Annotated in this window: 18 protein-coding genes; 17 read left to right on the top strand and 1 reads right to left on the bottom strand. The window is 64.6% G+C overall.

Annotated features, from left to right (window positions below; genetic code table 11):
- Window positions 1–196 precede the first annotated feature (196 nt).
- From coq7 to lpxC, 17 genes are all read left to right on the top strand, one after another.
- Window positions 197–853: a 2-polyprenyl-3-methyl-6-methoxy-1,4-benzoquinone monooxygenase gene (coq7, locus tag PEP31012_RS03970; RefSeq protein ID WP_150587994.1), complete on the top strand. Its 657-nt coding sequence runs from the start codon at window positions 197–199 to the stop codon at window positions 851–853.
- 475 nt (window positions 854–1,328) lie between these two features.
- Window positions 1,329–1,757: a division/cell wall cluster transcriptional repressor MraZ gene (gene mraZ / locus PEP31012_RS03965; protein WP_150587993.1), complete on the top strand. Its 429-nt coding sequence runs from the start codon at window positions 1,329–1,331 to the stop codon at window positions 1,755–1,757.
- A gap of 46 nt (window positions 1,758–1,803) precedes the next feature.
- Window positions 1,804–2,733, top strand: coding sequence for a 16S rRNA (cytosine(1402)-N(4))-methyltransferase RsmH (rsmH, locus tag PEP31012_RS03960; RefSeq protein WP_425494912.1), 930 nt, complete (start codon window positions 1,804–1,806; stop codon window positions 2,731–2,733).
- A complete protein-coding gene (ftsL, locus tag PEP31012_RS03955) occupies window positions 2,730–3,074 on the top strand; it encodes a cell division protein FtsL (protein WP_150587991.1) in 345 nt (114 codons plus the stop codon). Before rsmH ends, ftsL begins: the two co-directional genes overlap by 4 nt.
- Window positions 3,071–4,846, top strand: a complete 1,776-nt coding sequence (locus PEP31012_RS03950; RefSeq protein ID WP_150587990.1) for a peptidoglycan D,D-transpeptidase FtsI family protein — start codon at window positions 3,071–3,073, stop codon at window positions 4,844–4,846. Before ftsL ends, PEP31012_RS03950 begins: the two co-directional genes overlap by 4 nt.
- Window positions 4,847–4,878: 32 nt before the next feature.
- A complete protein-coding gene (locus PEP31012_RS03945; protein ID WP_150588082.1) occupies window positions 4,879–6,417 on the top strand; it encodes a UDP-N-acetylmuramoyl-L-alanyl-D-glutamate--2,6-diaminopimelate ligase in 1,539 nt (512 codons plus the stop codon).
- The gene (locus PEP31012_RS03940; protein WP_150587989.1) at window positions 6,414–7,823 is read left to right on the top strand and encodes a UDP-N-acetylmuramoyl-tripeptide--D-alanyl-D-alanine ligase; all 1,410 of its coding nucleotides are present in this window, start codon (window positions 6,414–6,416) and stop codon (window positions 7,821–7,823) included. Before PEP31012_RS03945 ends, PEP31012_RS03940 begins: the two co-directional genes overlap by 4 nt.
- A gap of 15 nt (window positions 7,824–7,838) precedes the next feature.
- The gene (gene mraY / locus PEP31012_RS03935) at window positions 7,839–9,008 is read left to right on the top strand and encodes a phospho-N-acetylmuramoyl-pentapeptide-transferase (protein ID WP_150587988.1); all 1,170 of its coding nucleotides are present in this window, start codon (window positions 7,839–7,841) and stop codon (window positions 9,006–9,008) included.
- 149 nt (window positions 9,009–9,157) lie between these two features.
- Entirely contained in the window at window positions 9,158–10,684 is a 1,527-nt protein-coding gene (gene murD, locus PEP31012_RS03930; RefSeq protein ID WP_150588081.1) for a UDP-N-acetylmuramoyl-L-alanine--D-glutamate ligase, read from the top strand.
- Complete coding sequence (gene ftsW / locus PEP31012_RS03925; RefSeq protein WP_150587987.1) at window positions 10,681–11,949, top strand: putative lipid II flippase FtsW; 1,269 nt, start codon at window positions 10,681–10,683, stop codon at window positions 11,947–11,949. Before murD ends, ftsW begins: the two co-directional genes overlap by 4 nt.
- Entirely contained in the window at window positions 11,946–13,049 is a 1,104-nt protein-coding gene (gene murG / locus PEP31012_RS03920; RefSeq protein ID WP_150587986.1) for an undecaprenyldiphospho-muramoylpentapeptide beta-N-acetylglucosaminyltransferase, read from the top strand. The genes ftsW and murG overlap by 4 nt, the downstream gene beginning before the upstream one ends.
- Window position 13,050: 1 nt before the next feature.
- Window positions 13,051–14,460 (top strand): UDP-N-acetylmuramate--L-alanine ligase, encoded by a 1,410-nt coding sequence (gene murC / locus PEP31012_RS03915; RefSeq protein WP_150587985.1) that lies wholly within the window; start codon window positions 13,051–13,053, stop codon window positions 14,458–14,460.
- Between the two features lies 1 nt (window position 14,461).
- Entirely contained in the window at window positions 14,462–15,445 is a 984-nt protein-coding gene (locus PEP31012_RS03910; RefSeq protein ID WP_150587984.1) for a D-alanine--D-alanine ligase, read from the top strand.
- Window positions 15,446–15,492: 47 nt separating this feature from the next.
- Complete coding sequence (locus PEP31012_RS03905; RefSeq protein WP_150587983.1) at window positions 15,493–16,329, top strand: cell division protein FtsQ/DivIB; 837 nt, start codon at window positions 15,493–15,495, stop codon at window positions 16,327–16,329.
- A 22-nt stretch (window positions 16,330–16,351) separates the two neighbouring features.
- Window positions 16,352–17,584, top strand: a complete 1,233-nt coding sequence (gene ftsA, locus PEP31012_RS03900) for a cell division protein FtsA (protein WP_017234751.1) — start codon at window positions 16,352–16,354, stop codon at window positions 17,582–17,584.
- 106 nt (window positions 17,585–17,690) lie between these two features.
- A complete protein-coding gene (gene ftsZ, locus PEP31012_RS03895; protein WP_150587982.1) occupies window positions 17,691–18,881 on the top strand; it encodes a cell division protein FtsZ in 1,191 nt (396 codons plus the stop codon).
- A gap of 539 nt (window positions 18,882–19,420) precedes the next feature.
- Window positions 19,421–20,335, top strand: coding sequence for a UDP-3-O-acyl-N-acetylglucosamine deacetylase (gene lpxC, locus PEP31012_RS03890; RefSeq protein ID WP_150587981.1), 915 nt, complete (start codon window positions 19,421–19,423; stop codon window positions 20,333–20,335).
- A gap of 266 nt (window positions 20,336–20,601) precedes the next feature.
- Here the strand turns inward: lpxC and PEP31012_RS03885 are convergent, their stop codons facing one another.
- On the bottom strand, window positions 20,602–21,069 hold the full coding sequence (locus PEP31012_RS03885; protein ID WP_150587980.1) for a DciA family protein: 468 nt from the start codon (window positions 21,067–21,069) through the stop codon (window positions 20,602–20,604).
- Between the last annotated feature and the right edge of the window lie 51 nt (window positions 21,070–21,120).

The following is a 21,120-nucleotide window of genomic DNA, read 5'->3' as shown; positions in this document are numbered from 1 at the left end:
AAGGCCCGTTTTGCGCGGGTTTGCGGCGCCCTTTGTTTCGTTTACGCAACAGCCCGCAAACCGGCGTCCAGCGGGGCTTTCGTGCCTTTGCGCCCGCGCAAGGCGCGCCGGACAAAGGCGCGTATCATCCGTGACGGGCGTAAAGGAATCGTCTTATGTCCCGCATGGTGAAAAATCGAAGTGAGTTGAAAGTACGATGTTTTCCGACAGCCTGATTTCCGAACTTGACCGCGGCCTGCGAGCGATCGCAGGTGTCACGCAAGCCTCTCGCCCGACACCTGTTGTCGATACTTCCGATACTTCTCTATTAGATGCCGCACCGATCGGTGACGATGCATTGACGCCGAGAGAGCGGCGGCACGTTGCTGGCCTCATGCGCGTGAACCACGTGGGCGAGGTTTGCGCGCAGGCGCTTTATCAGGCCCAGAAGTTGGCGACGGCTCGCCCGGAACTGCGATCCGCGCTCGAGCAAGCCGGCAAGGAGGAAGAAGATCACCTCGCCTGGACGGCGCACCGTCTCGCGGAACTCGGCTCGCGCCCGAGTCTGCTCAATCCGCTTTGGTACGCCGGCGCGTTCGCCATTGGGTTTGTCGCAGGCAAGTGCGGCGACAAGGTCAGCCTGGGGTTCGTCTCGGAGACGGAGCGGCAGGTGGAGCACCATCTGGACAGCCACCTCAATGACTTGCCGCCGCATGACCTGCGCTCGCGCGCCATCGTCGACCAGATGCGACGCGACGAGATCGCGCACGGTCAGGCCGCGCGCGACGCCGGCGGGATCGAGCTGCCCGCCCCCGTGCAGCGCGTGATGCGCGCCGCCGCCAAAGTCATGACGACGACCGCCTACTATATATAGAGCACCTGAAATAGAGCATCCGAATAGCGCACCTGAAGTAGAGCACTTGAATAGCGCCCCTGAAGCGTTCCCTCGATTGACCCCTACCTTCCGTGTTGATCTTCCCCTCGTGTGACGCGTGCCAGCCGGCAGTGGCTGCGGTCTGGCTTGGCGTGAGCGCGCACTACGCGGTATCGACAGCGCTGACGGGCCTCCCGCAAGGCGAAGCCTAAAGTTTGAGGTTCCACTTTCACTATCGCAGTTATGTCTTTAATTTTCCTGACAAAATTCCGTTTTCCGGCTTTAGGAAAGTGAGCTAAGTCATTGTTCTGTCTAACAAATTCCCTCGGAAAAACGGGTGAAACGCTTGACCGCCCAAACAGTCTCCTCTAAAGTGGGAAATAGTGTGAGAAAGTGTATTTTTGTGTGGTGTAAGGCACGAAATCTTTCTCTTTCGGCATGACGGGCAAGCGGACGAAACCTCACGGGAGCGCGCGTGTTTCAGGGAGCCTCGGCACTTTCACTCGATGCGAAGGGACGGATGTCGATTCCGGCCCGGCATCGTGACGTGCTGCAAGGCGACGCGCAAGGCAAGGTGACGATCACCAAGCACCCGGACGGCTGTCTGCTGCTGTTCCCGCGTCCCGAATGGGAGGTCTTCCGCGGCAAGATCGCCGCACTGCCGATGGACGCGCACTGGTGGCGACGCATCTTCCTGGGCAACGCAGCCGACGTCGAGATGGATTCGGCGGGCCGTGTTCTGGTGGCGCCCGAGCTGCGCGCGGCCGCGGGCATGGACAAGGAAGTCATGCTGCTGGGCATGGGCAGTCACTTTGAACTCTGGGATGCCGCGACGTACGCCGCCAAGGAACAGGCAGCGATGGCGCAAGGCATGCCGGAGGCACTGAAAAACTTCACTTTTTGACAGATCAGGTGGTCCGACGAGCATGACGCACGCGGTGGAAACGGTTATGCAGCACCGCACGGTCCTGCTTGAGGAGGCCGTGGATGCCTTGCTGTGGCGCGACGACGGCGTCTACGTCGACGGCACCTTCGGCCGCGGCGGGCACAGTCGCAGGCTTCTCGAGCGGCTGGGCGCCAAGGGGAGGCTGATCGCGTTCGACAAGGATCCCCAAGCGATCGCGGAGGCGGCGAAAATTGCCGATCCGCGATTTTCGATTGAGCACGACAGCTTCGCGACGTTGCGCGAGGCGCTGGCCCGGCGCGGTATCGACAAGGTGTCGGGGGTGTTGCTGGATCTGGGCGTCTCGTCGCCGCAGTTCGACGACCCCGCGCGCGGATTCAGTTTTCGTTTCGACGGCCCGCTCGACATGCGCATGGATCCCACGCGCGGCGAGTCGGCCGCCGATTGGCTGGCTCGGGCAACGCTGGAAGACATGACGGAGGTCATCAAGGACTATGGGGAAGAACGGTTTGCTTTTCAGATTGCAAAGGCGCTTGTTGCTCGCCGGGCAAACGCCGATCGCCTCGGTCCACTCGTCAGCACACGCGAGCTTGCCGAGATCGTGGCGGGCGCCGTCAAGACCCGTGAGAAGGGCAAGGACCCGGCAACACGCACCTTTCAGGCTCTACGGATTCACGTCAATCAAGAGCTTGCGGACCTGCAGATAGCCCTCGATGTGGCGGCCGATGTCCTCGAAACGGGAGGCAGACTCGTGGTGATCAGCTTTCATTCGCTGGAAGACCGCATCGTGAAGCGCTTCATGCAAGCGCGCTCGAGCGCGCCGGCGGTGGATCGCCGTGTGCCCTTGCGCGCCCACGAAATCCCCGAGCCGCCCTTCAAATCCAGCCGCAAGATCAAGCCGTCCGTCGCCGAGGTGGAGGCGAACCCGCGTGCGCGCTCGGCGATCATGCGGGTGATGGAGCGGGTGTCGACATGAGCCGGCTCAATATGCTTCTGCTCGCCCTGCTTATCGGCTGCGCGCTGTCGCTGATCAATGCCCAGTATCGGGCCCGCGGTACGTTCGTCGAACTCAACCGCGAGCAGGCGCTCGAGCATCAACTGTTGCAGGACTGGGACCGCCTTCAGTACGAACAGAGCGCGCAAAGCAAGAGTGCCCGCATCGAAAGCGTTGCGCGCAACGACTTGAAGATGCAGGCCGTCTCGCCGGGTCGCACGCAATATCTGTCCGCCCCCGCCGGCAGCGCCGGCGCGATGGTGGAGGTGCCGGTGCCGAGTGCCAGTGCCGCATCCGCCCCCGCGAACGGAGGCAAGCGATGATTCGCCGCAAGGACGCCAAGGCCAAGACCAAGGATGTGCAGTTCACTGCCAGTCCGGTCCTGTCCGTGCGTCTGCCGATGTGGCGCTCGAAGATGCTCGTGTTCGTGATCTTCGGCGCATTCGGATCGCTGGTCGCGCGCGCTTTCTGGATCCAGGGCCCGGGCAATGCCTTCTATCAACGTCAGGGCGAGAGCCGTTACGAACGCACACTGGAGATGTCCGCCACGCGCGGCAAAGTGTTCGACCGTAACGGACAGGTGCTGGCCACCAGTCTGCCCGTCAAGGCCATCTGGGCCATTCCCGAAGACGTGCCCGACGACGTCTCTCCGCAACAGGTACGTCAGCTCGCGCGTCTGCTCGAACTGAGCGAGCCGGATCTGCGTCGCAAGCTGAATCAGGAAAAGAGTTTCGTCTACGTGAAGCGTCAGGTGTTGCCGGATGTGGCCAAGCAGGTCGCCGATCTCGACATCCCGGGCGTGTACCAGCGTAAGGAATACAAGCGTTTCTACCCGGAAGGCGAGATCGCAGCGCACGTGGTCGGCTTCACGAACGTGGAAGACATCGGGCAGGAAGGCGTCGAGTTGTCGATGCAGAAGGATCTGGCCGCCACGCCCGGAAGCCGTCGCGTCATCAAGGACCGTCTCGGCCGCGTGGTCGAGGGCGTCGACATTCTGGCGCAGCCGCGCGACGGCCACGACATCACGCTTTCGATCGACAGCAAGATCCAGTTCCTCGCCTACAGCGAACTGAAAGACGCCATCGAGCGCACCGGCGCGAAGGCCGGCAGCGCCGTGGTGCTCGACGTGCGCACGGGCGAGGTGCTGGCACTCGCGAATCTCCCGACCTACAACCCCAACAACCGCACCAACCTGACCGGCGCGCAGTTGCGCAACCGAGTGATCACCGACACGTTCGAGCCCGGCTCGATCATGAAGCCGATCACTATTGCCGCCGCGCTTGAAAATGGCCACGTGACGCCGACGTCGACTGTGATGACCACAGGCCGGGCCAACTTCTTCGGTGCGAACATCACCGACACGCACGACTACGGTCTGCTCACGGTGGCGGGCGTCATCCAGAAGTCCAGCAACATCGGCACGGCCAAGATCGCGCTGCAGATGAAGCCGCAGGAGATGTGGGACATGTTCACGAGCGTCGGCCTTGGCCAGGCGCCGAAGATCGGTTTCCCCGGCGCCGTGGCGGGACGTTTGCGTCCGGCCAAGAGCTGGCGTCCGATCGAGCAGGCGACGATGGGCTATGGCTATGGCCTGTCGGCCTCGCTGATTCAACTGGCCCGCGCCTATACCGTGTTCGCGCACGACGGCGAGCTGTTGCCGATCTCGATCTACAAGACGGATGGCAGCGTCGTGAAGGGCACGCCGGTGATTTCACCCGCGACGGCACGCGAAGTGCGCAAGATGCTGGAAATGGTGACGTCGCCCGGCGGCACCGCCACGCGGGCACAGGTGATCGGCTATCGCGTCGGTGGCAAGACCGGCACGGCGTACAAGCAGTCGGGCAAGGGATACGACAAGAGCAAATATCGCGCATCGTTCGTCGGCATGGCGCCGATGTCCGAGCCGCGCATCATCGTGGCCGTCACGCTCGACGAGCCGGGGCGCGGTTCGCACTATGGCGGCGTGGCCGCCGGTCCGGCATTCGCCTCGATCGTGGGCGGCACGCTGCGCGCATTGAATGTCGTGCCGGATTCGCCGGTAACGAAGCTCGTCGTGAGCGACAAGGTGGAGGAGAGCGAGCCATGGGCACCGTGACTCCGACGCCCCAAAACCCCGCCACGCTCGCCATGATCGCGGACGCCGCCGAGCGCGCCACGCTCGCGCAGGCGTGGGACTGGCTGCGCCGCACGGTGCCGGCCGGTGCAACGCTGCAAGCCGACAGTCGTCGCGTGATGCCGGGCGACGTCTTCGTCGCGTACGCCGTCAAAGGCGCCGACAGCCGCGGCTTCATTGCCGACGCCGTGGAGCGCGGCGCTGCCGCTGTGCTTTGGCAGAGCGACGACTTTACGTGGCCGGCATCGCTGACCAGCCTCGCGAATGTGCCGGAATTCGGCGTGCCGCGACTCGACTGGCTCGCCGGCCCGCTGGCGGCGCTCTGGTGCGGCGAACCGAGCATCGGCATGACGATGCTGGGCGTGACCGGTACGAACGGCAAGACGTCGTGCAGCCAGTGGCTCGCGCAACTGCTGTCGAAGACGGGCCCGCGCAGTGCGGTGATCGGTACGCTGGGCAGCGGCTTCCCCGGTCATCTGACGGTGACGGGGTTCACCACGCCCGACGCGGTCCAGTTGCAACGCAGTCTTGGCGACCTGCGGGCGCAGGGCGCGGCGGCGGTCGCGATGGAAGTGTCGTCGCACGGCCTCTATCAGGGGCGCGTGAACGGCGTGGCGTTCGACATTGCTGTCTTTACCAATCTGACGCAAGACCACCTCGATTACCACGGCACGATGGCCGAGTATGAGGCGGCGAAGACACGTCTGTTTGACTGGCCGGGCCTGAAGGCGGCCGTTATCAATCGCGACGATGCGATGGGGCAACGCCTGCTCGCGCGTCTGGCGGATAAGACGCCGGTCTATGAATACGGCCTTCATGGCGACGCGGTGTCGGCGCACGGCAACGTCGTGCTGCGCGCCGAGGATATCCGCGCAACGACGGCCGGCACGCGCTTCACCCTGCATCTCGACGATCACAGCCAGCAGGTCACGGTGCCGCTCATCGGCGAATTCAACGTGAGCAACGCGCTGGCCGTACTGGGCGGCGCGCTGGCCGCCGGGGTGCCGCAAGATGCCGCCATTGCCGGGCTCGCTGCGCTCACCCCCGTGTCCGGACGCATGGAGCAGATCGGACAGCCGGGGCAGCCGCTGGTGGTCATCGACTACGCACACACGCCCGATGCACTCGACAAGACGCTCGACGCGTTGCGGCCCGTGGCCTCGGCGCGCGGCGGCAAGCTCGTCTGCGTGTTCGGCTGCGGCGGCGACCGTGATACGGGCAAGCGTGCGCAAATGGGTGCGGTGGCCGAGCGTCTGGCCGACGCCGTCGTGCTCACGAGCGACAACCCGCGCACCGAAGTGCCGGCCGACATCATGGCGCAAATCGCCGCAGGCCTTGCACAACCGGGCGCGGCACGCTGCATCGAAGACCGGGCGAGCGCGATTCTGCAGGCCGTGCGCGGCGCGCAGGCCGCCGATGTCGTGCTCATCGCGGGCAAGGGACACGAAAGTACGCAGGAAATTATGGGTAAGAAACGGCCGTTCTCCGATCAGGAGCATGCGCGTCTGGCACTCGCCGCGCGTGCGACCACCCTGCGCGGAGGTGGCGAATGACGATCATGTGGCAATTGAGCGATGCCCGAGCCGCCGTACGCGATTCGCGCGTGACCGGCTCGCCAGCGACCGCCTTTGCGCGCATTGTGACGGACAGCCGCTCGGTGCAGCCGGGCGATCTTTTCGTGGCGATCAAGGGCGAGCGCTTCGATGCGCACGATTTCCTGGCCGACGTGGTGCGTGCCGGGGCGGCCGCCGTGGTCGCATCGCGCGTGCCGGAAGGCTTCGAGGCGCCGGCGCTCGTCGTGCCCGATACGCGCATCGCGCTGGGTGAGCTGGCCGCCGCGTGGCGCCGCCGGTTTGCGATTCCCGTAGTCGCCGTCACCGGCAGCAACGGCAAGACGACCGTCAAGGAAATGATCTCGGCGATCTTTGCCGAGGCGGTGGGGGCCGAGGCGCGTCTGGCGACGGCCGGTAATCTGAACAACGACATCGGCCTGCCGCTCACGGTGTTCCGTCTGAAAGACAGCGACAAGCTGGCGGTGCTCGAGCTGGGCATGAATCACCCCGGTGAGACGGCGTATCTCGCGGCGATCGCACAACCGACGGTCGCCCTGATCAACAACGCGCAGCGCGAACATCAAGAGTTCATGGTCAGCGTGGCGGCGGTTGCCGAAGAGCATTCGGCCGTGCTGGCGGCGCTGTCCGACGATGGTGTGGCCGTGTTCCCCGCGGAAAGCGAGTTCGCGCCGATGTGGCGCGAGATCGCCGGCAAGCGTCGGGTGCTGGACTTCGCGCTCGACGGGCGAGCCGCCGTCTCGGGTCGCTACGACGTCGCGACGCGCGTCTTGCGTGTGGCGTCGCCGGCCGGTGAGTTTTCGCTCACGTTGCCGCTGCTCGGCGAGCACAACGCGCGTAACGCGTTGGCGGCGATTGCCTGTGCGCTGGGCGCGCATGTCGACATCGGTTCGATCGTGCGGGCACTCGAAGCGTTTTCCGCCGTCAAAGGCCGTCTGCAGGTGTCAACGCTCTCCAAGGGGCCGCTCGCGGGTGTCACGTTGATCGACGACACCTATAATGCGAACCCCGATTCGGTTCGCGCCGCGATCGACGTGCTCGCGCAGACACCGGCCCCTCGGGTGCTGGTGCTCGGCGACATGGGCGAAGTCGGCGACAACGGACCGGCGTTTCACCGCGAGGTGGGCGAGTACGCCGCACAGCGCGGTATCGATCGTTTGCTCGCGATGGGGGAGCAAACGCCAGCCAGCGTCGCGGCCTTCGGCAACGGCGGCGAACATTTCTCGGATGTGACGGATGTTGCGCCGCTCGTGGCCGAGCTGAATGCCACGCTGAGCGCACCGGCCACGATTTTGGTCAAGGGAAGCCGCTTCATGCGGATGGAGCGCGTGCTCGAGCAGTTGCGCGCGACGAATGAGCGCGGGGGCGGCAACGCCCCTGCCAAGTGATAAAGGATTGATGGAATGTTGCTGACGTTGGCGCAATGGCTGCAAGCGGATGCGAGCTATTTGCGCGTGTTCAACTACCTGACGTTTCGGGCTGTGATGGCAAGCCTCACGGCGCTGGTGATCGGGCTCTCGTTCGGGCCGATGGTCATCCGCAAGCTCGCCGAAATGAAGGTAGGCCAGGCGGTGCGCACCGATGGCCCGCAGACTCACCTCGTGAAGTCGGGCACGCCCACGATGGGCGGTGTGCTGATTCTCATCGGCATCACGGTCGCCACGCTGCTGTGGGCGGACCTGAGCAACCGCTTCATCTGGATCGTGCTGACCGTCACGCTGGGCTTCGGCATCATCGGTTGGATCGACGATTACCGGAAGGTCGTCTACAAGGACCCGCGTGGCATGTCGTCGCGCGAGAAGTACTTCTGGCAATCGATCATCGGTCTGTTCGCGGCGATCTATCTGGCGTTCTCCGTGTCGGAGACGAGCAACCTGAAGGTCTTCGAGCTGTTCATCAGCTGGGTGCGTAACGGGTTCCCGCTCAACCTGCCGCCGAAGGCCGACTTCATCGTGCCGTTCTTCAAGACGATGAGCTACCCGCTGGGCGTGTTCGGTTTCATCGGGCTCACGTACTTCGTCATCGTCGGCTCGTCGAATGCCGTGAACCTCACCGACGGTCTCGACGGTCTCGTCATCATGCCGGTCGTGCTGGTCGGCGCGGCCCTCGGCGTGTTCGCCTACGTGATGGGCAACGTCGTGTATTCGAAGTACCTGTTGTTCCCACACATTCCGGGCGCGGGCGAGTTGCTCGTGTTCTGTTCCGCGATGTCGGGGGCGGGGCTCGCGTTCTTATGGTTCAACACGCACCCGGCCCAGGTGTTCATGGGCGACGTCGGCGCATTGGCGCTCGGCGGCGCGCTCGGCACGGTAGCCGTGATCGTGCGTCAGGAAGTCGTGCTCTTCGTGATGGGCGGCGTGTTCGTGGCGGAGACGCTCTCGGTGATGTTGCAGGTGACGTGGTTCAAGTACACCAAGCGACGCTTCGGGGAGGGGCGGCGCATCTTCAAGATGGCGCCGTTGCACCACCACTTCGAATTGTCGGGATGGAAGGAAACGCAGGTGGTGGTTCGCTTCTGGATCATCACGCTGATGCTGGTGCTGATTGGCCTGTCGACGCTGAAGCTGCGCTGACGAGGCCTGCGCAACGTTGCGAAGCGACACTGTCGCCTTTTCGCAAAGCTGGACTCAAGGTAGGGCCGCTCGCGCCGATAGCGCAATATCGGTGTCATTGAAGCGATGCATTCGTAGGTTGTTTGAATCGATTAACAGGGAAGAGCGACGTGTTCGGCGAGAAGTTTGGTGAATCCTGGCAACCGCGTGTCCTGATCCTGGGTCTGGGAGAGTCCGGCCTGGCGATGGCGCGTTGGTGCGCGCGTTATGGCTGCCATGTGCGGGCGGCCGATACGCGCTTTGCGTCATCGGAGATACCGCCGAACGTGCTGGCCTTGCGTGTCGAAGCCCCGCAGGCCGAGTTCATCGGCGGCGCTTTCGCCGCGCAGATCGACGCGCTGCTCGCCGACATCGAACTGATCGGCATTAGCCCGGGCCTCTCGCCGCTGGCCGCCGATGTGGCGGCGCTGCTGAGCGCGGCGGCCGAGCGCGGCATTCCCGTGTGGGGCGAGATCGAATTCTTCGCGCAGGCGCTGCGTCACATGCAGGCGACGAGCGGTTATGCGCCCAAGGTGCTGGCCATTACCGGCACCAACGGCAAGACGACGACCACGAGTCTGACCGGGCTGCTGTGCCGTCGCGCCGGCAAGCGCACGGCGGTAGCGGGCAATATCAGCCCGACGGCGCTCGACCGTCTGAGCGAATGCATCGCCGACGCCACGCTGCCCGACGTCTGGGTGCTCGAACTCTCGAGCTTCCAGCTCGAGGCGACGCATTCCCTCGCGCCCGATGCGGCTGCGATTCTCAATATCACGCAAGATCATCTGGACTGGCATGGCGACATGGACGCCTACGCCAACGCCAAGGCGCGCATTTTCGGCCCGCAGACCGTGCGCGTGCTCAACCGCGACGATGCGCGCGTGATGGCGTTCGCGGTGCCCGAAGCGAATGTCGTGACCTTCGGCACCGGCAAGCCAGACGCGGTGGGCGACTTCGGCCTGGAGATGGAAGGCGGCATGTCGTGGCTGGTCGAGGGCTTCTCGCGCGACGATGCGCCGCCGGCGCCGAAGCGCCGCAAGGCCGGTGCCGTGGAGACGGCGGTCGAAGTCGTCGGCAAACGCCTGATGCCGGCCGACGCGCTGCGCATCCGCGGTCAGCACAATGCCGCCAACGCGCTGGCGGCGCTCGCGCTCACGCGCGCCATCGATCTGCCGATGGCCAAGCTTCTGCACGGCCTGCGCGAGTATCCGGGCGAGCCGCATCGCGTGCAGCTCGTGGGCGCGATCAACGAAGTCGAGTACTACGACGACAGCAAGGGCACTAACGTCGGTGCGACGGTCGCGGCCATCAACGGCCTGCAAAAGACGTTGCTCCTGATTGTCGGGGGCGACGGCAAGGGGCAGGACTTCTCGCCGCTGGCCAACCCCGTGGCGCATCACGCGCGCGCCGTGCTGCTGATCGGCCGAGACGCGCCGCGGCTGCGCGAAGCGCTGACCGACACGGGCGTCGACCTCATCGATGCCCCGACGCTCGAAGCCGCTACGCAAGAAGCCGCGAAGCTGGCCCAGCCGGGCGACGCGGTGCTGCTCTCGCCGGCCTGCGCGAGCTTCGACATGTTCCGCAACTACGAGCATCGCGCGCAAGTGTTTCGCGACACCGTGGTTGACCTGGCCGCCGACGCGGGGGTGATGCTATGAACCGTATCAAGTCGTTCTTCAGCAAGAAGCGTCAGGCCGGTTTCGCCGGGGCCGGTACGGCCGGCGCGCCGGGCGCCGCAACCCACGCCGCGAGCCGTGCGCTCGGCAGCATCAAGCCGACCCGTTCGCGCATGCTCGAATACGACCACGCGCTGGTCTGGGTAGTGATTTCGCTGCTGTCGCTGGGGCTGGTGATGGTGTATTCGGCGTCGGTCGCGTTGCCGGACTCGCCGAAGTACAGCGGATACACAACGTATCACTTCCTTGTGCGCCATATCGTTTCGCTGACGGTTGGGCTGGTCGCAGCCCTCATCACGCTGCGCATTCCAGTCAAGACACTCGACAAGCTCGCGCCCAAGATCTTCTTGCTGGCGCTTGTGCTGCTCGTGATCGTGTTGATCCCGCACGTGGGCAAGGGCGTGAACGGCTCGAAGCGCTGGATTCCGTTCGGGGTGCTCAATCTTCAGCCCTCTGAAATCATGAAGCTCGCGGTCACCCTGTATGCCGCGAACTACACCGTGCGCAAGCAGGAATTCATGCAGAGCTTTGGCAAGGGCTTCCTGCCGATGGGCATCGCCGTCGTGTTCGTCGGCATGCTGCTGCTGCTTGAGCCGGACATGGGCGCTTTCATGGTGGTCGCGGCCATCGCGATGGGCGTGCTGTTCCTTGGCGGCGTGAACGGTCGCCTGTTCGGCGGGCTGGCGCTCACGGCCGTGGGCACCTTTGCCATGCTGATCTGGTTGTCGCCGTGGCGCCGCGAGCGAATTTTCGCGTACCTCGATCCATGGCGCGAGGACTACGCGCTCGGCAAGGCCTACCAGCTCACGCACTCGCTCATCGCGTTCGGGCGCGGTGAATGGACCGGCGTGGGACTGGGCGGCAGCATCGAAAAACTGCATTACCTGCCCGAAGCGCATACCGACTTCATCCTCGCGGTGATCGGCGAAGAGTTCGGCTTCGTGGGCGTGCTGGTGGTCATCCTGCTCTTTTACTGGATGGTGCGCCGCGCGTTCGAGATCGGGCGTCAGGCGCTGGCGCTCGAGCGCACGTTCGCCGGGTTGCTCGCGAAGGGCGTGGGCGTGTGGCTCGCCGCGCAGACCTTCATCAACATGGGCGTGAACCTGGGCCTGCTGCCGACCAAGGGCCTCACGTTGCCGCTGGTCAGCTACGGCGGCTCGGGCATCTTGCTCAACTGTGTGGCCGTGGCGATTCTGCTGCGGGTCGATTACGAAAACCGCGTGCTGATGCGGGGAGGAAAAGTATGACCGAGCGCGCCACCGCGATGCCGGCCCCGGAAACGAAGACGCGCACGCTGCTGGTCATGGCCGGCGGTACGGGCGGTCACGTCTTCCCGGGGCTCGCGGTCGCCAACTTCCTGCGTGTGCAGGGGTGGCGCGTGGTTTGGCTCGGGAATGCCGCCGGCATGGAAGCGACGCTCGTGCCGAAGTACGACATTCCGATGGAGTTCGTGAAGTTCGGCGGTTTGCGCGGCAAGGGACTGATGACCAAGCTGCTGCTGCCGCTCAATCTGCTGCGCGCCTTCTGGCAGAGCCTCGGCGCCATCCGTCGCGTCAAACCGAATGTGGTGCTCGGCATGGGCGGCTACATCACGTTCCCGGCAGGCATGATGGCGTCGCTGCTGGGGCGTCCGCTCGTGCTGCACGAACAGAACTCGGTGGCGGGCATGGCGAACAAGGTGCTCGCGCGCGTGGCCGACAAGGTGCTGCTCGCGTTCCCCGATACGATCGCCGGGGGGGAATGGGTCGGCAATCCGATCCGCGCGGACTTCGACGAGATGGTGCCGCCGGCCGAGCGCTACCGCGCGCGCACCGGTGCGCTGCGCATTCTGGTGGTGGGCGGCAGCCTGGGGGCGACGGTGCTCAATGAGATTGTGCCCAAGGCGCTGGCGAAGCTGGCGCGCGACGCGCGTCCGCAGGTCACGCATCAGGCAGGCGTCAAACATATTCAGACGCTGCAGGCGAATTACGCGGCAGCGGGCGTGACGGTCGATGCGGTGCCGTTCATCGACGACATGGTCGCGGCCTATGCGGCAGCGGATCTGGTGATCTGCCGGGCGGGTGCGATGACCGTGGCCGAAGTGGCGGCGGCCGGCGTGGCGGCCCTGTTCGTGCCGTTCCCGCATGCCGTCGACGACCATCAGACAACGAATGCGCGTTTCCTCGCCGACAAGGGCGCGGCAACGCTGATCGATCAGCGCGAGCTGTCGGTCGAGACCCTGGCCGAGTGGCTGCGCCGTCAGACGCGCGAATCGCTGCTCGCGATGGGAGAAAAAGCCAGGGCGCTCGCCAAGCCGGACGCCACCGAACAAGTGGCGCGCGTGTGCGCGGCTCTGGCCAAGGATTGAAATGAAACATATCGTCAAACACATTCACTTCGTCGGCATCGGCGGCTCGGGCATGAGCGGCATTGCCGAGGTGCTGCTCAACCTGGGGTACCAGGTGAGCGGCTCCGACCTCGGCGACAACGCGGTGACGCAGCGCCTCGTGCGTCTTGGCGCGCGCGTCGCGCGCGGCCATGCTGCCGAACATATCGAAGGCGCGGACGCCATCGTCGTGTCCACCGCCATCACGGCGGACAACCCGGAAGTCCTCGCGGGCCGTGCCCGCCAGATCCCCATCGTGCCGCGCGCGCTGATGCTCGCGGAGCTCATGCGCCTGAAGCAGGGCATCGCAATTGCCGGTACGCACGGCAAGACGACCACGACGAGCCTCGTGGCGAGCGTGCTCGCGCAAGGCGGACTCGATCCGACGTTCGTGATCGGCGGCCGCCTGAACAGCGCCGGGGCGAACGCCAAGCTCGGCACGGGCGATTTCATCGTGGTCGAGGCCGACGAATCGGACGCCTCATTCCTGAATCTGAATCCGGTCATCGAAGTCATCACCAACATCGATGCCGATCACATGGACACCTACGGACACGACTTCGCCCGTCTGAAGCAGTCGTTCGTGGCGTTCACGCAGCGTCTGCCGTTCTACGGCATTGCCGTGCTGTGCGTGGACGATCCGAATGTACGCGAGATCCTGCCGTTCGTCTCGAAGCCGATCGTGCGTTACGGCCTGTCGGAGGACGCGCAGGTGCGCGCCATCGATGTGCGTGCTGACGCCGGGCAGATGCGTTTCACGGTGCTGCGCCAGTTCGGGGATGGTGCCGCGCCGCTCGACATCACGCTGAACCTGCCGGGTGAGCACAACGTGCGCAACGCGCTGGCGGCGATTGCGATCGCGACCGAGCTGGAAGTGCCCGATGCGGCGATCCAGCGGGCGTTGGCCGAATTCAACGGGGTGGGGCGACGCTTCCAGCGCTACGGCGAGATCGCGCTGCCGAAGTCGAGCGGCGGTGGCACGTTCACGTTGGTCGACGACTATGGCCATCACCCGGTCGAGATGGCCGCGACGCTCGCGGCTGCGCGCGGGGCCTTCCCGGGACGTCGCATCGTGCTGGCCTTCCAGCCGCATCGTTACACGCGCACGCGCGATTGCTTCGAAGACTTCGTGAGGGTGCTGTCCGAAGCGGATGCCGTGGTGCTCGGCGAAGTCTATTCGGCCGGCGAGGCGCCCATCGTGGCGGCCGACGGTCGCGCACTGTCGCGCGCCTTGCGCGTGGCGGGCAAGGTAGAACCGGTTTTCGTGGAAGACGTCGCGCAACTGCCCGACGCCATTCTGCAAGTCGCCCGCGCGGGCGACGTCGTTATCACCATGGGTGCCGGTTCCATCGGCGCGGTGCCCGGCAAGTTGCAAGTTCAGCAAGGAGTTTGACGTGAGTGCTTTCGATCCGAAACGTTTCGGCAAGGTGGGCGTCCTGATGGGCGGGCGCTCGGCCGAGCGTCAGATCTCGCTGATTTCGGGCCAGGGCGTGCTTGACGCGCTGCGCTCGCGCGGCGTGGACGCGCACGCTTTCGATACCGGCATGCACGACCTCGCGGCGCTCGCCGCGCAGAAGTTCGACCGTGTGTTCATCGCACTGCATGGCCGCTACGGCGAAGACGGCACGCTGCAAGGCGCGCTCGAACACCTGGGCGTGCCGTACACCGGCAGCGGCGTGTTGGCCTCCGCGCTGGCGATGGACAAGGAAATGACCAAGCGCGTGTGGATCAACGAAGGGCTGCCCACGCCGCGCTTCGCGATGCTCACCGCCGACAGCGACTTCGATGCCGTCGCCCGCGATCTGGGCCTGCCCCTCATCGTCAAGCCGTCGCGCGAAGGCTCGACCATCGGATTGACGAAGGTCACCGAGGCGTCGCAACTGAAGGCCGCCTACGAGAAGGCGGCGGCCCTCGACCCGGACGTTCTCGCCGAAGAATTCATCGATGGCGACGAGTTGACCGTGCCGGTGCTCGGCGTGGGCACGAAGGGCGCGGCCGCCGCGCGCGCGCTGCCGGTGATCCGTATCGTCGCGCCGGATGCGAACTACGACTACCAGAACAAGTATTTCAAGGACGACACGCGCTACGAATGCCCGCCGCCGCTGTCGGTGTCATTGCAGGAGGAGGTGCAGCGCCTCGTGCTGCGCGCCTATCTCGTGCTGGGCTGTCGTGGCTGGGCGCGCGCCGATGTGATGCTGCGCAAGCGTGACAACAAGCCGTTCCTGCTGGAGATCAATACCTCGCCGGGTATGACCGGTCACTCGCTGGTGCCGATGTCGGCGCGGGCGGCGGGTCTGTCGTATGAAGACCTGGTTGTCGAAATTTTGGCCACTGCGACGCTCGATCTGCATCCGAACGCGCAGTGGAAGCCCGAGTAAAACCTTGAACGCGTTGCAGAACGCCTCGATACGGAAAGCAAATCGCCATGTGGCAAAACGTACGCCTGCTCAACGCCATCGCGAGTGCGCTCGTCGCACTCGTCGTGCTGGCGGCGCTCGCTGCGGGCGGCCATTGGCTGATTCAGCGGCCGATCTTTACGCTCAAGGCGGTGCGTATCGATGGGGATGTGTCGCACATCAACGCGCCGACATTGCGTGCGAATGCTGTGTCGCGCCTCAAGGGCAATTTTTTCACGATCGACCTGGACGCCACGCGAGCGGCCTTCGAAGCGGTGCCCTGGGTGCGTCACGCGAGCGTGCGACGCGTTTGGCCGAACCAGCTCGCGGTGACGATCGAGGAATACAAGCCGCTGGCCACGTGGAACGACGGCCGTCTGGTGAGTGTGGACGGCGAACTGTTCGCAGCGAACCTGGCAGAAGCCGAGGACGACGGCAAGCTGCCCGAGTTCGCCGGCCCGCCTGGCAGCGAGAAGGATGTGACGGCGCGTTACTACGACTTCGTGAGGTGGTTCGCGCCGCTGAAAATGAAACCCGAAGCGGTCACGCTGTCGAATCGTTACGCATGGAGCGTACGGCTCGCGGGGGGCGTGCATCTGGCACTGGGACGGGAGCGTTCGCCCGAATCCCTGGCCACACGCAGCAGGCGTTTCGTACAAGCGTATCCGCAGGTAGCGGCGCGCTGGGGAAATCAGATCGAGTATGCCGATCTGCGGTACCCGAACGGTTTTGCGGTACGTGCCGCGGGTATGCGTTTCTTGAGCGAAGACCAGGCCAAGAAGCTTGCCGCGACACCGGTGCAAAAGCGGGATTCGCAAAAGCCGACGGTTGCGCAACCTGCCGCGCGGCAGAAGCGAAGCCAGTGAGACTTCAGGACTTACACACGCTATGAGCAAAGATTACAAGGATCTGTTGGTCGCCCTCGATATCGGCACGTCGAAAGTCGTGGCGGTGGTGGCCGAACTGCGCCCTGAAGGCCGCTATGAAGTGATCGGCCTCGGCCAGAGCGAATCGCGCGGGCTGAAAAAGGGTGTCGTGGTGAACATCGAAGCCACGGTGCAGTCCATTCAGCGTGCGCTCGAAGAGGCCGAGCTGATGGCGGACTGCAAGATCACCAATGTGTTCACGGGCATCGCCGGCAGCCACATTCGCAGCTTCAATTCGAGCGGCATGGTGGCGATCAAGGACAAGGAGGTGACGCAGGCCGACGTGGCGCGCGTCATCGAGACGGCCAAGGCGATCAACATCCCGACCGACCAGCAGGTGCTGCACATCCTCACGCAGGAATTCATCATCGACGGTCAGGAAGACGTGCGCGAGCCGATCGGCATGAGCGGCATTCGTCTCGAAGTGAAGGTGCATATCGTGACCGGCGCGGTCTCGGCGGCGCAGAACATCGTGAAGTGCGTGCGCCGTTGCGGACTCGAAGTCAACGACCTGATTCTGCAACCGCTCGCGTCGAGCATTTCGGTGCTCACCGAAGACGAGAAGGAACTGGGCGTGGTGCTGATCGACATCGGCGGCGGCACGACCGATATCGCGATTTTCAGCGAAGGCGCGATCCGTCACACGGCCGTGATTCCGATCGCGGGCGACCAGATCACGAGCGACATCGCGATGGCCGTGCGCACGCCGACACCCGACGCGGAAGACATCAAGATTCAGCACGGCATCGCCAAGCAGTCGCTGGCCGACCCGGACGAGATGATCGAAGTGCCGGGGCTGGGCGAGCGCGGACCGCGCACGCTCTCGCGTCAGGCGCTGGCCGCGGTGATCGAGCCGCGCGTCGAAGAGCTGTTCTCGCTGGTACAGCAGGTGGTGCGCGAGTCGGGATACGAGGAACTGCTGTCTTCGGGCATCGTGCTCACGGGCGGCGCGGCGATGATGCCGGGCATGGTCGAGTTGGGTGAGGACATCTTCCTCAAGCCGGTGCGCATCGGCGTGCCGGAGTATGCCGGCGGTCTGGCCGATGTGGTGCGCAGCCCGCGCTACGCGACCGCGATGGGGCTGCTGCTCGAAGGACGTTCCCAACGCATGCGCGGGCGCAAGGTCGCGGTGCAGTCGGGGCAGGCGAATCAGGTCTGGTCGCGCATGCGCGACTGGTTTTTCAGCAATTTTTAATGGTGTTTTTTGAGGGGTGTGGATTCGGGATTGAAAACACGCGTGGCTTACCCGAGCCGCATGTGGCCAGCAGTACCGGATCTGCTTTTCATTCACTGGAGGCGCTATGAACTTTGAAATGTTGGAAACGGAAACCAACGGCACCATCATCAAGGTGGTGGGTGTTGGTGGCGCTGGCGGCAATGCCGTCCAGCACATGATCAACCGGGGCGTGCAAGGCGTGGACTTCATCGCCATGAACACGGACGCCCAGGCACTCGGTCGCTCGCAGGCCAGCGTGAACATCCAGCTCGGCAAGACCGGTCTGGGCGCAGGCGCCAAGCCGGAGATGGGCCGTGCCGCGGCGGAGGAAGCTCGCGAGCGCGTGGCCGACGCCCTGCGTGGCGCGCACATGGTGTTCATCACCGCGGGCATGGGCGGCGGCACGGGCACGGGCGCAGCACCGGTCGTGGCGCAGATTGCCAAGGAAATGGGCATTCTGACCGTGGGCGTGGTCTCGAAGCCGTTCGAGTTCGAAGGCGGCAAGCGCATGCGCGTGGCCGAGACCGGCGCGCAGGAACTGGAAGACAACGTCGACTCGCTGATCGTCGTGCTCAACGACAAGCTGTTCGAAGTCATGGGCGACGACGCCGAGATGGACAAGTGCTTCCAGTGCGCCGACGACGTGCTGCATAACGCCGTGGCCGGCATCGCCGAAATCATCAATGTCGACGGTCTGGTGAACGTCGACTTTGAAGACGTGAAGACGGTGATGGGCGAGCAAGGCAAAGCCATGATGGGTACGGCGACGGTGGCCGGTGTCGATCGTGCGCGTCTGGCGGCCGAGCAGGCCGTGGCGAGCCCGCTGCTCGAAGGCGTGGACTTGTCGGGTGCGCGCGGTGTGCTGGTCAACATTACGGCATCGCGTTCGCTGCGTCTGTCGGAAACGCGTGAAGTGATGAACACCATCAAGAGCTACGCGGCCGAAGACGCAACCGTGATTTTCGGTACCGTCTACGACGACAAGATGGGCGATGCCCTGCGCGTGACCGTCGTGGCCACGGGCCTGGGCCGTGCTGTCGCGAAGAAGGCCGCTGCCCCGATGACGCTGCTCAAGACCGGTACCGACAATATGCCGATCGCCACCGGCCACGTGCCGAATGTCGGTCAGGCTGGCGGTACGGACTACGGCGCGCTCGAAACGCCGGCCGTATGGCGCAGCACGCGCGAGACCGCAGCGTCGCACGTTGCCGCGTTGCAGGAGAAGGGTGTCGACACGTACGACATTCCGGCTTTCCTGCGCAAGCAAGCCGACTGACAGGGTCGCGCGCGGTCCAGGTGCCAGTGCCTGGTACCGCCGCACCTTGGGAATCGCGAGGCCTACGCAGGTCGTCGTGAGGATTCGTCGTCGCTCCCATGACCATGCCGTCCGGCGTGGGGATGGCGCGCCGCGGTACGAGTCCGAATGACGATACGGCGAGGTTGTGAGCGCGCGAGATGCCGTATGGCTGCGACAACCAGAGTCGCAAGCGGCGTCCACGTATCACAGGTCACGAACGTTACGGGTAAGCGTTCGGGATCCCTGACCCGGTCTCGCGGATCTGTCCCCCGACCGCTGCGGCATGCCTCCGTCGCAGCGGTCGGGGTGTCCCGACAAGGGGTGATGCCCGGCCTATGGCCTGGCGTCGATTTTTGATACGGCCTATTTCGTGTCGCGATATGGGCGCCGACGAATCGATGGGGCAAAATCCAAAATGTTTAGTAACGAAGCGTTGCGTTTGTGGCACAGCGAGGAAGGTCTCGATCTGATATAATTACATTTATGGTAATTAGCGTCCGATAGTTTAAATAAATAGCATGCTTAAGCAGCGCACTCTCAAATCCATCGCCAAGACAGTCGGCATCGGCTTGCACTCCGGTCGCAAGGTCGAGCTGTCGCTGCGTCCGGCGCCGCCCAACACGGGCATCGTCTTCTGCCGTACCGATCTGAATCCTCCTGTGGAGATTCCGGCGTCGGCGATGGCGATTGGCGACACGCGTCTTGCGTCGGTGTTGCAGAAGGAGGGAGCGCGGGTGTCCACCGTGGAGCACCTGATGTCGGCATGCGCGGGGCTGGGCATCGACAATCTGTATGTCGACGTGACGGCCGAAGAAATTCCGATCATGGATGGCAGCGCCGCAACGTTCGTCTTCCTGATTCAGTCGGCCGGCATCGAAGAGCAGGCGGCCGCCAAGAAATTCATTCGTGTGACGAAGCCGGTCGAGATTCGCGAAGGCGACAAGTTCGCCCGTCTCGAGCCGTACGAAGGCTTCAAGCTCAAGTTCACCATCGACTTCCGTCACCCGGCGGTCGATCGCACGGGCCAGGCGCTCGAGATCGACTTTGCCGATACGTCCTACGCGAAGGAAATCGCGCGTGCCCGTACGTTCGGTTTTGCGCATGAAGTCGAGATGCTGCGCGAACTCGGTCTGGCGCGCGGCGGTAGCATGGACAACGCCATCGTGCTCGACGAGTACCGCATCCTGAACAACGATGGCCTGCGCTACGACGACGAGTTCGTGAAGCACAAGATGCTCGACGCTATCGGTGACCTGTATGTGATTGGTCATCCGCTGCTGGCGTCTTACACGGCGTACAAGTCGGGGCACGGTCTGAACAACCAGCTCTTGCGCGAACTGCTCGCACAGGAAGCGTTTGAAATCGTCACATTCGAGCATGCGGAAGACGCGCCGCGCGGCTTCCAGTTCGAACCGCAGACACAGTTCGCGTAAATCACGCAGCACGCGTGACGCGCCGCAGACAGGGGCGTGAAAGCAACAAAATGAAAGCGCCGTCGATACGGCGCTTTTTTATTTGACGCGCACACCCAATTGGCGTTGCACCTGAACGGATCGTGACGTGGCGACGACCTGATCCAGCGCTTGGGACGCCGGCTCCGGACCCAGGCTCAGGGCTCAGGCTCCAGACTCAGGTTCAGGGCTCAGGCTCAGGCTCAGGCTCAGGCTCAGGGCTCAGGGCTCAGGTTCAGGGCTCAGGTTCAGGGCTTGCGCGGTCCGCCGTAGGAATGTCGGGCAACAAGACGGGCGAGGGCGTCGCGAAGCGGAGACGGCTCCAGCGCGTCGCGCAGATCGCGCAGGCTGACCAGTCCCTGACGGGACAGCCGGGCTTCCTTGGGGGGCTTCTGAGGCTCGGGCGCTGCAATGCTCACGCGGATACGGATCGTACGGATCAACCAGCCGCGCGTCGCGAGACCCTCGATCAGCGACGGCGTTTGCTGGCGCAGCCGCGCCGCCAGCGCATTGTTGGCAACCAGGAAGACCAGCGCCCCCTCGCGCGGCGGCGCCAGCCGAACGCTGCCGGCGAGCGCCGCAGGCAGCAACGCGTGAACGTCTCGTTCCAGTCGGCCGAGTTGTTCGGCGGCGACCAACAACGAGCCGGCGCCGTCGGAGGCGCCTAGCAAGTCGGTCAGCGGGCGGGCAACGCGGGGTGCTTTGGGTCGTTTCATATGATGAGACAGAGGTTGCCGGTATTTTACCCCGCCATCGGGCGTCGCCTC

The organism is Pandoraea eparura, assembly GCF_902459725.1.
Lineage (GTDB): Bacteria > Pseudomonadota > Gammaproteobacteria > Burkholderiales > Burkholderiaceae > Pandoraea > Pandoraea eparura.
The sequence above is the reverse complement of the archived record's forward strand: the minus strand, read 5'-3'. Positions and strand labels throughout refer to the sequence as shown.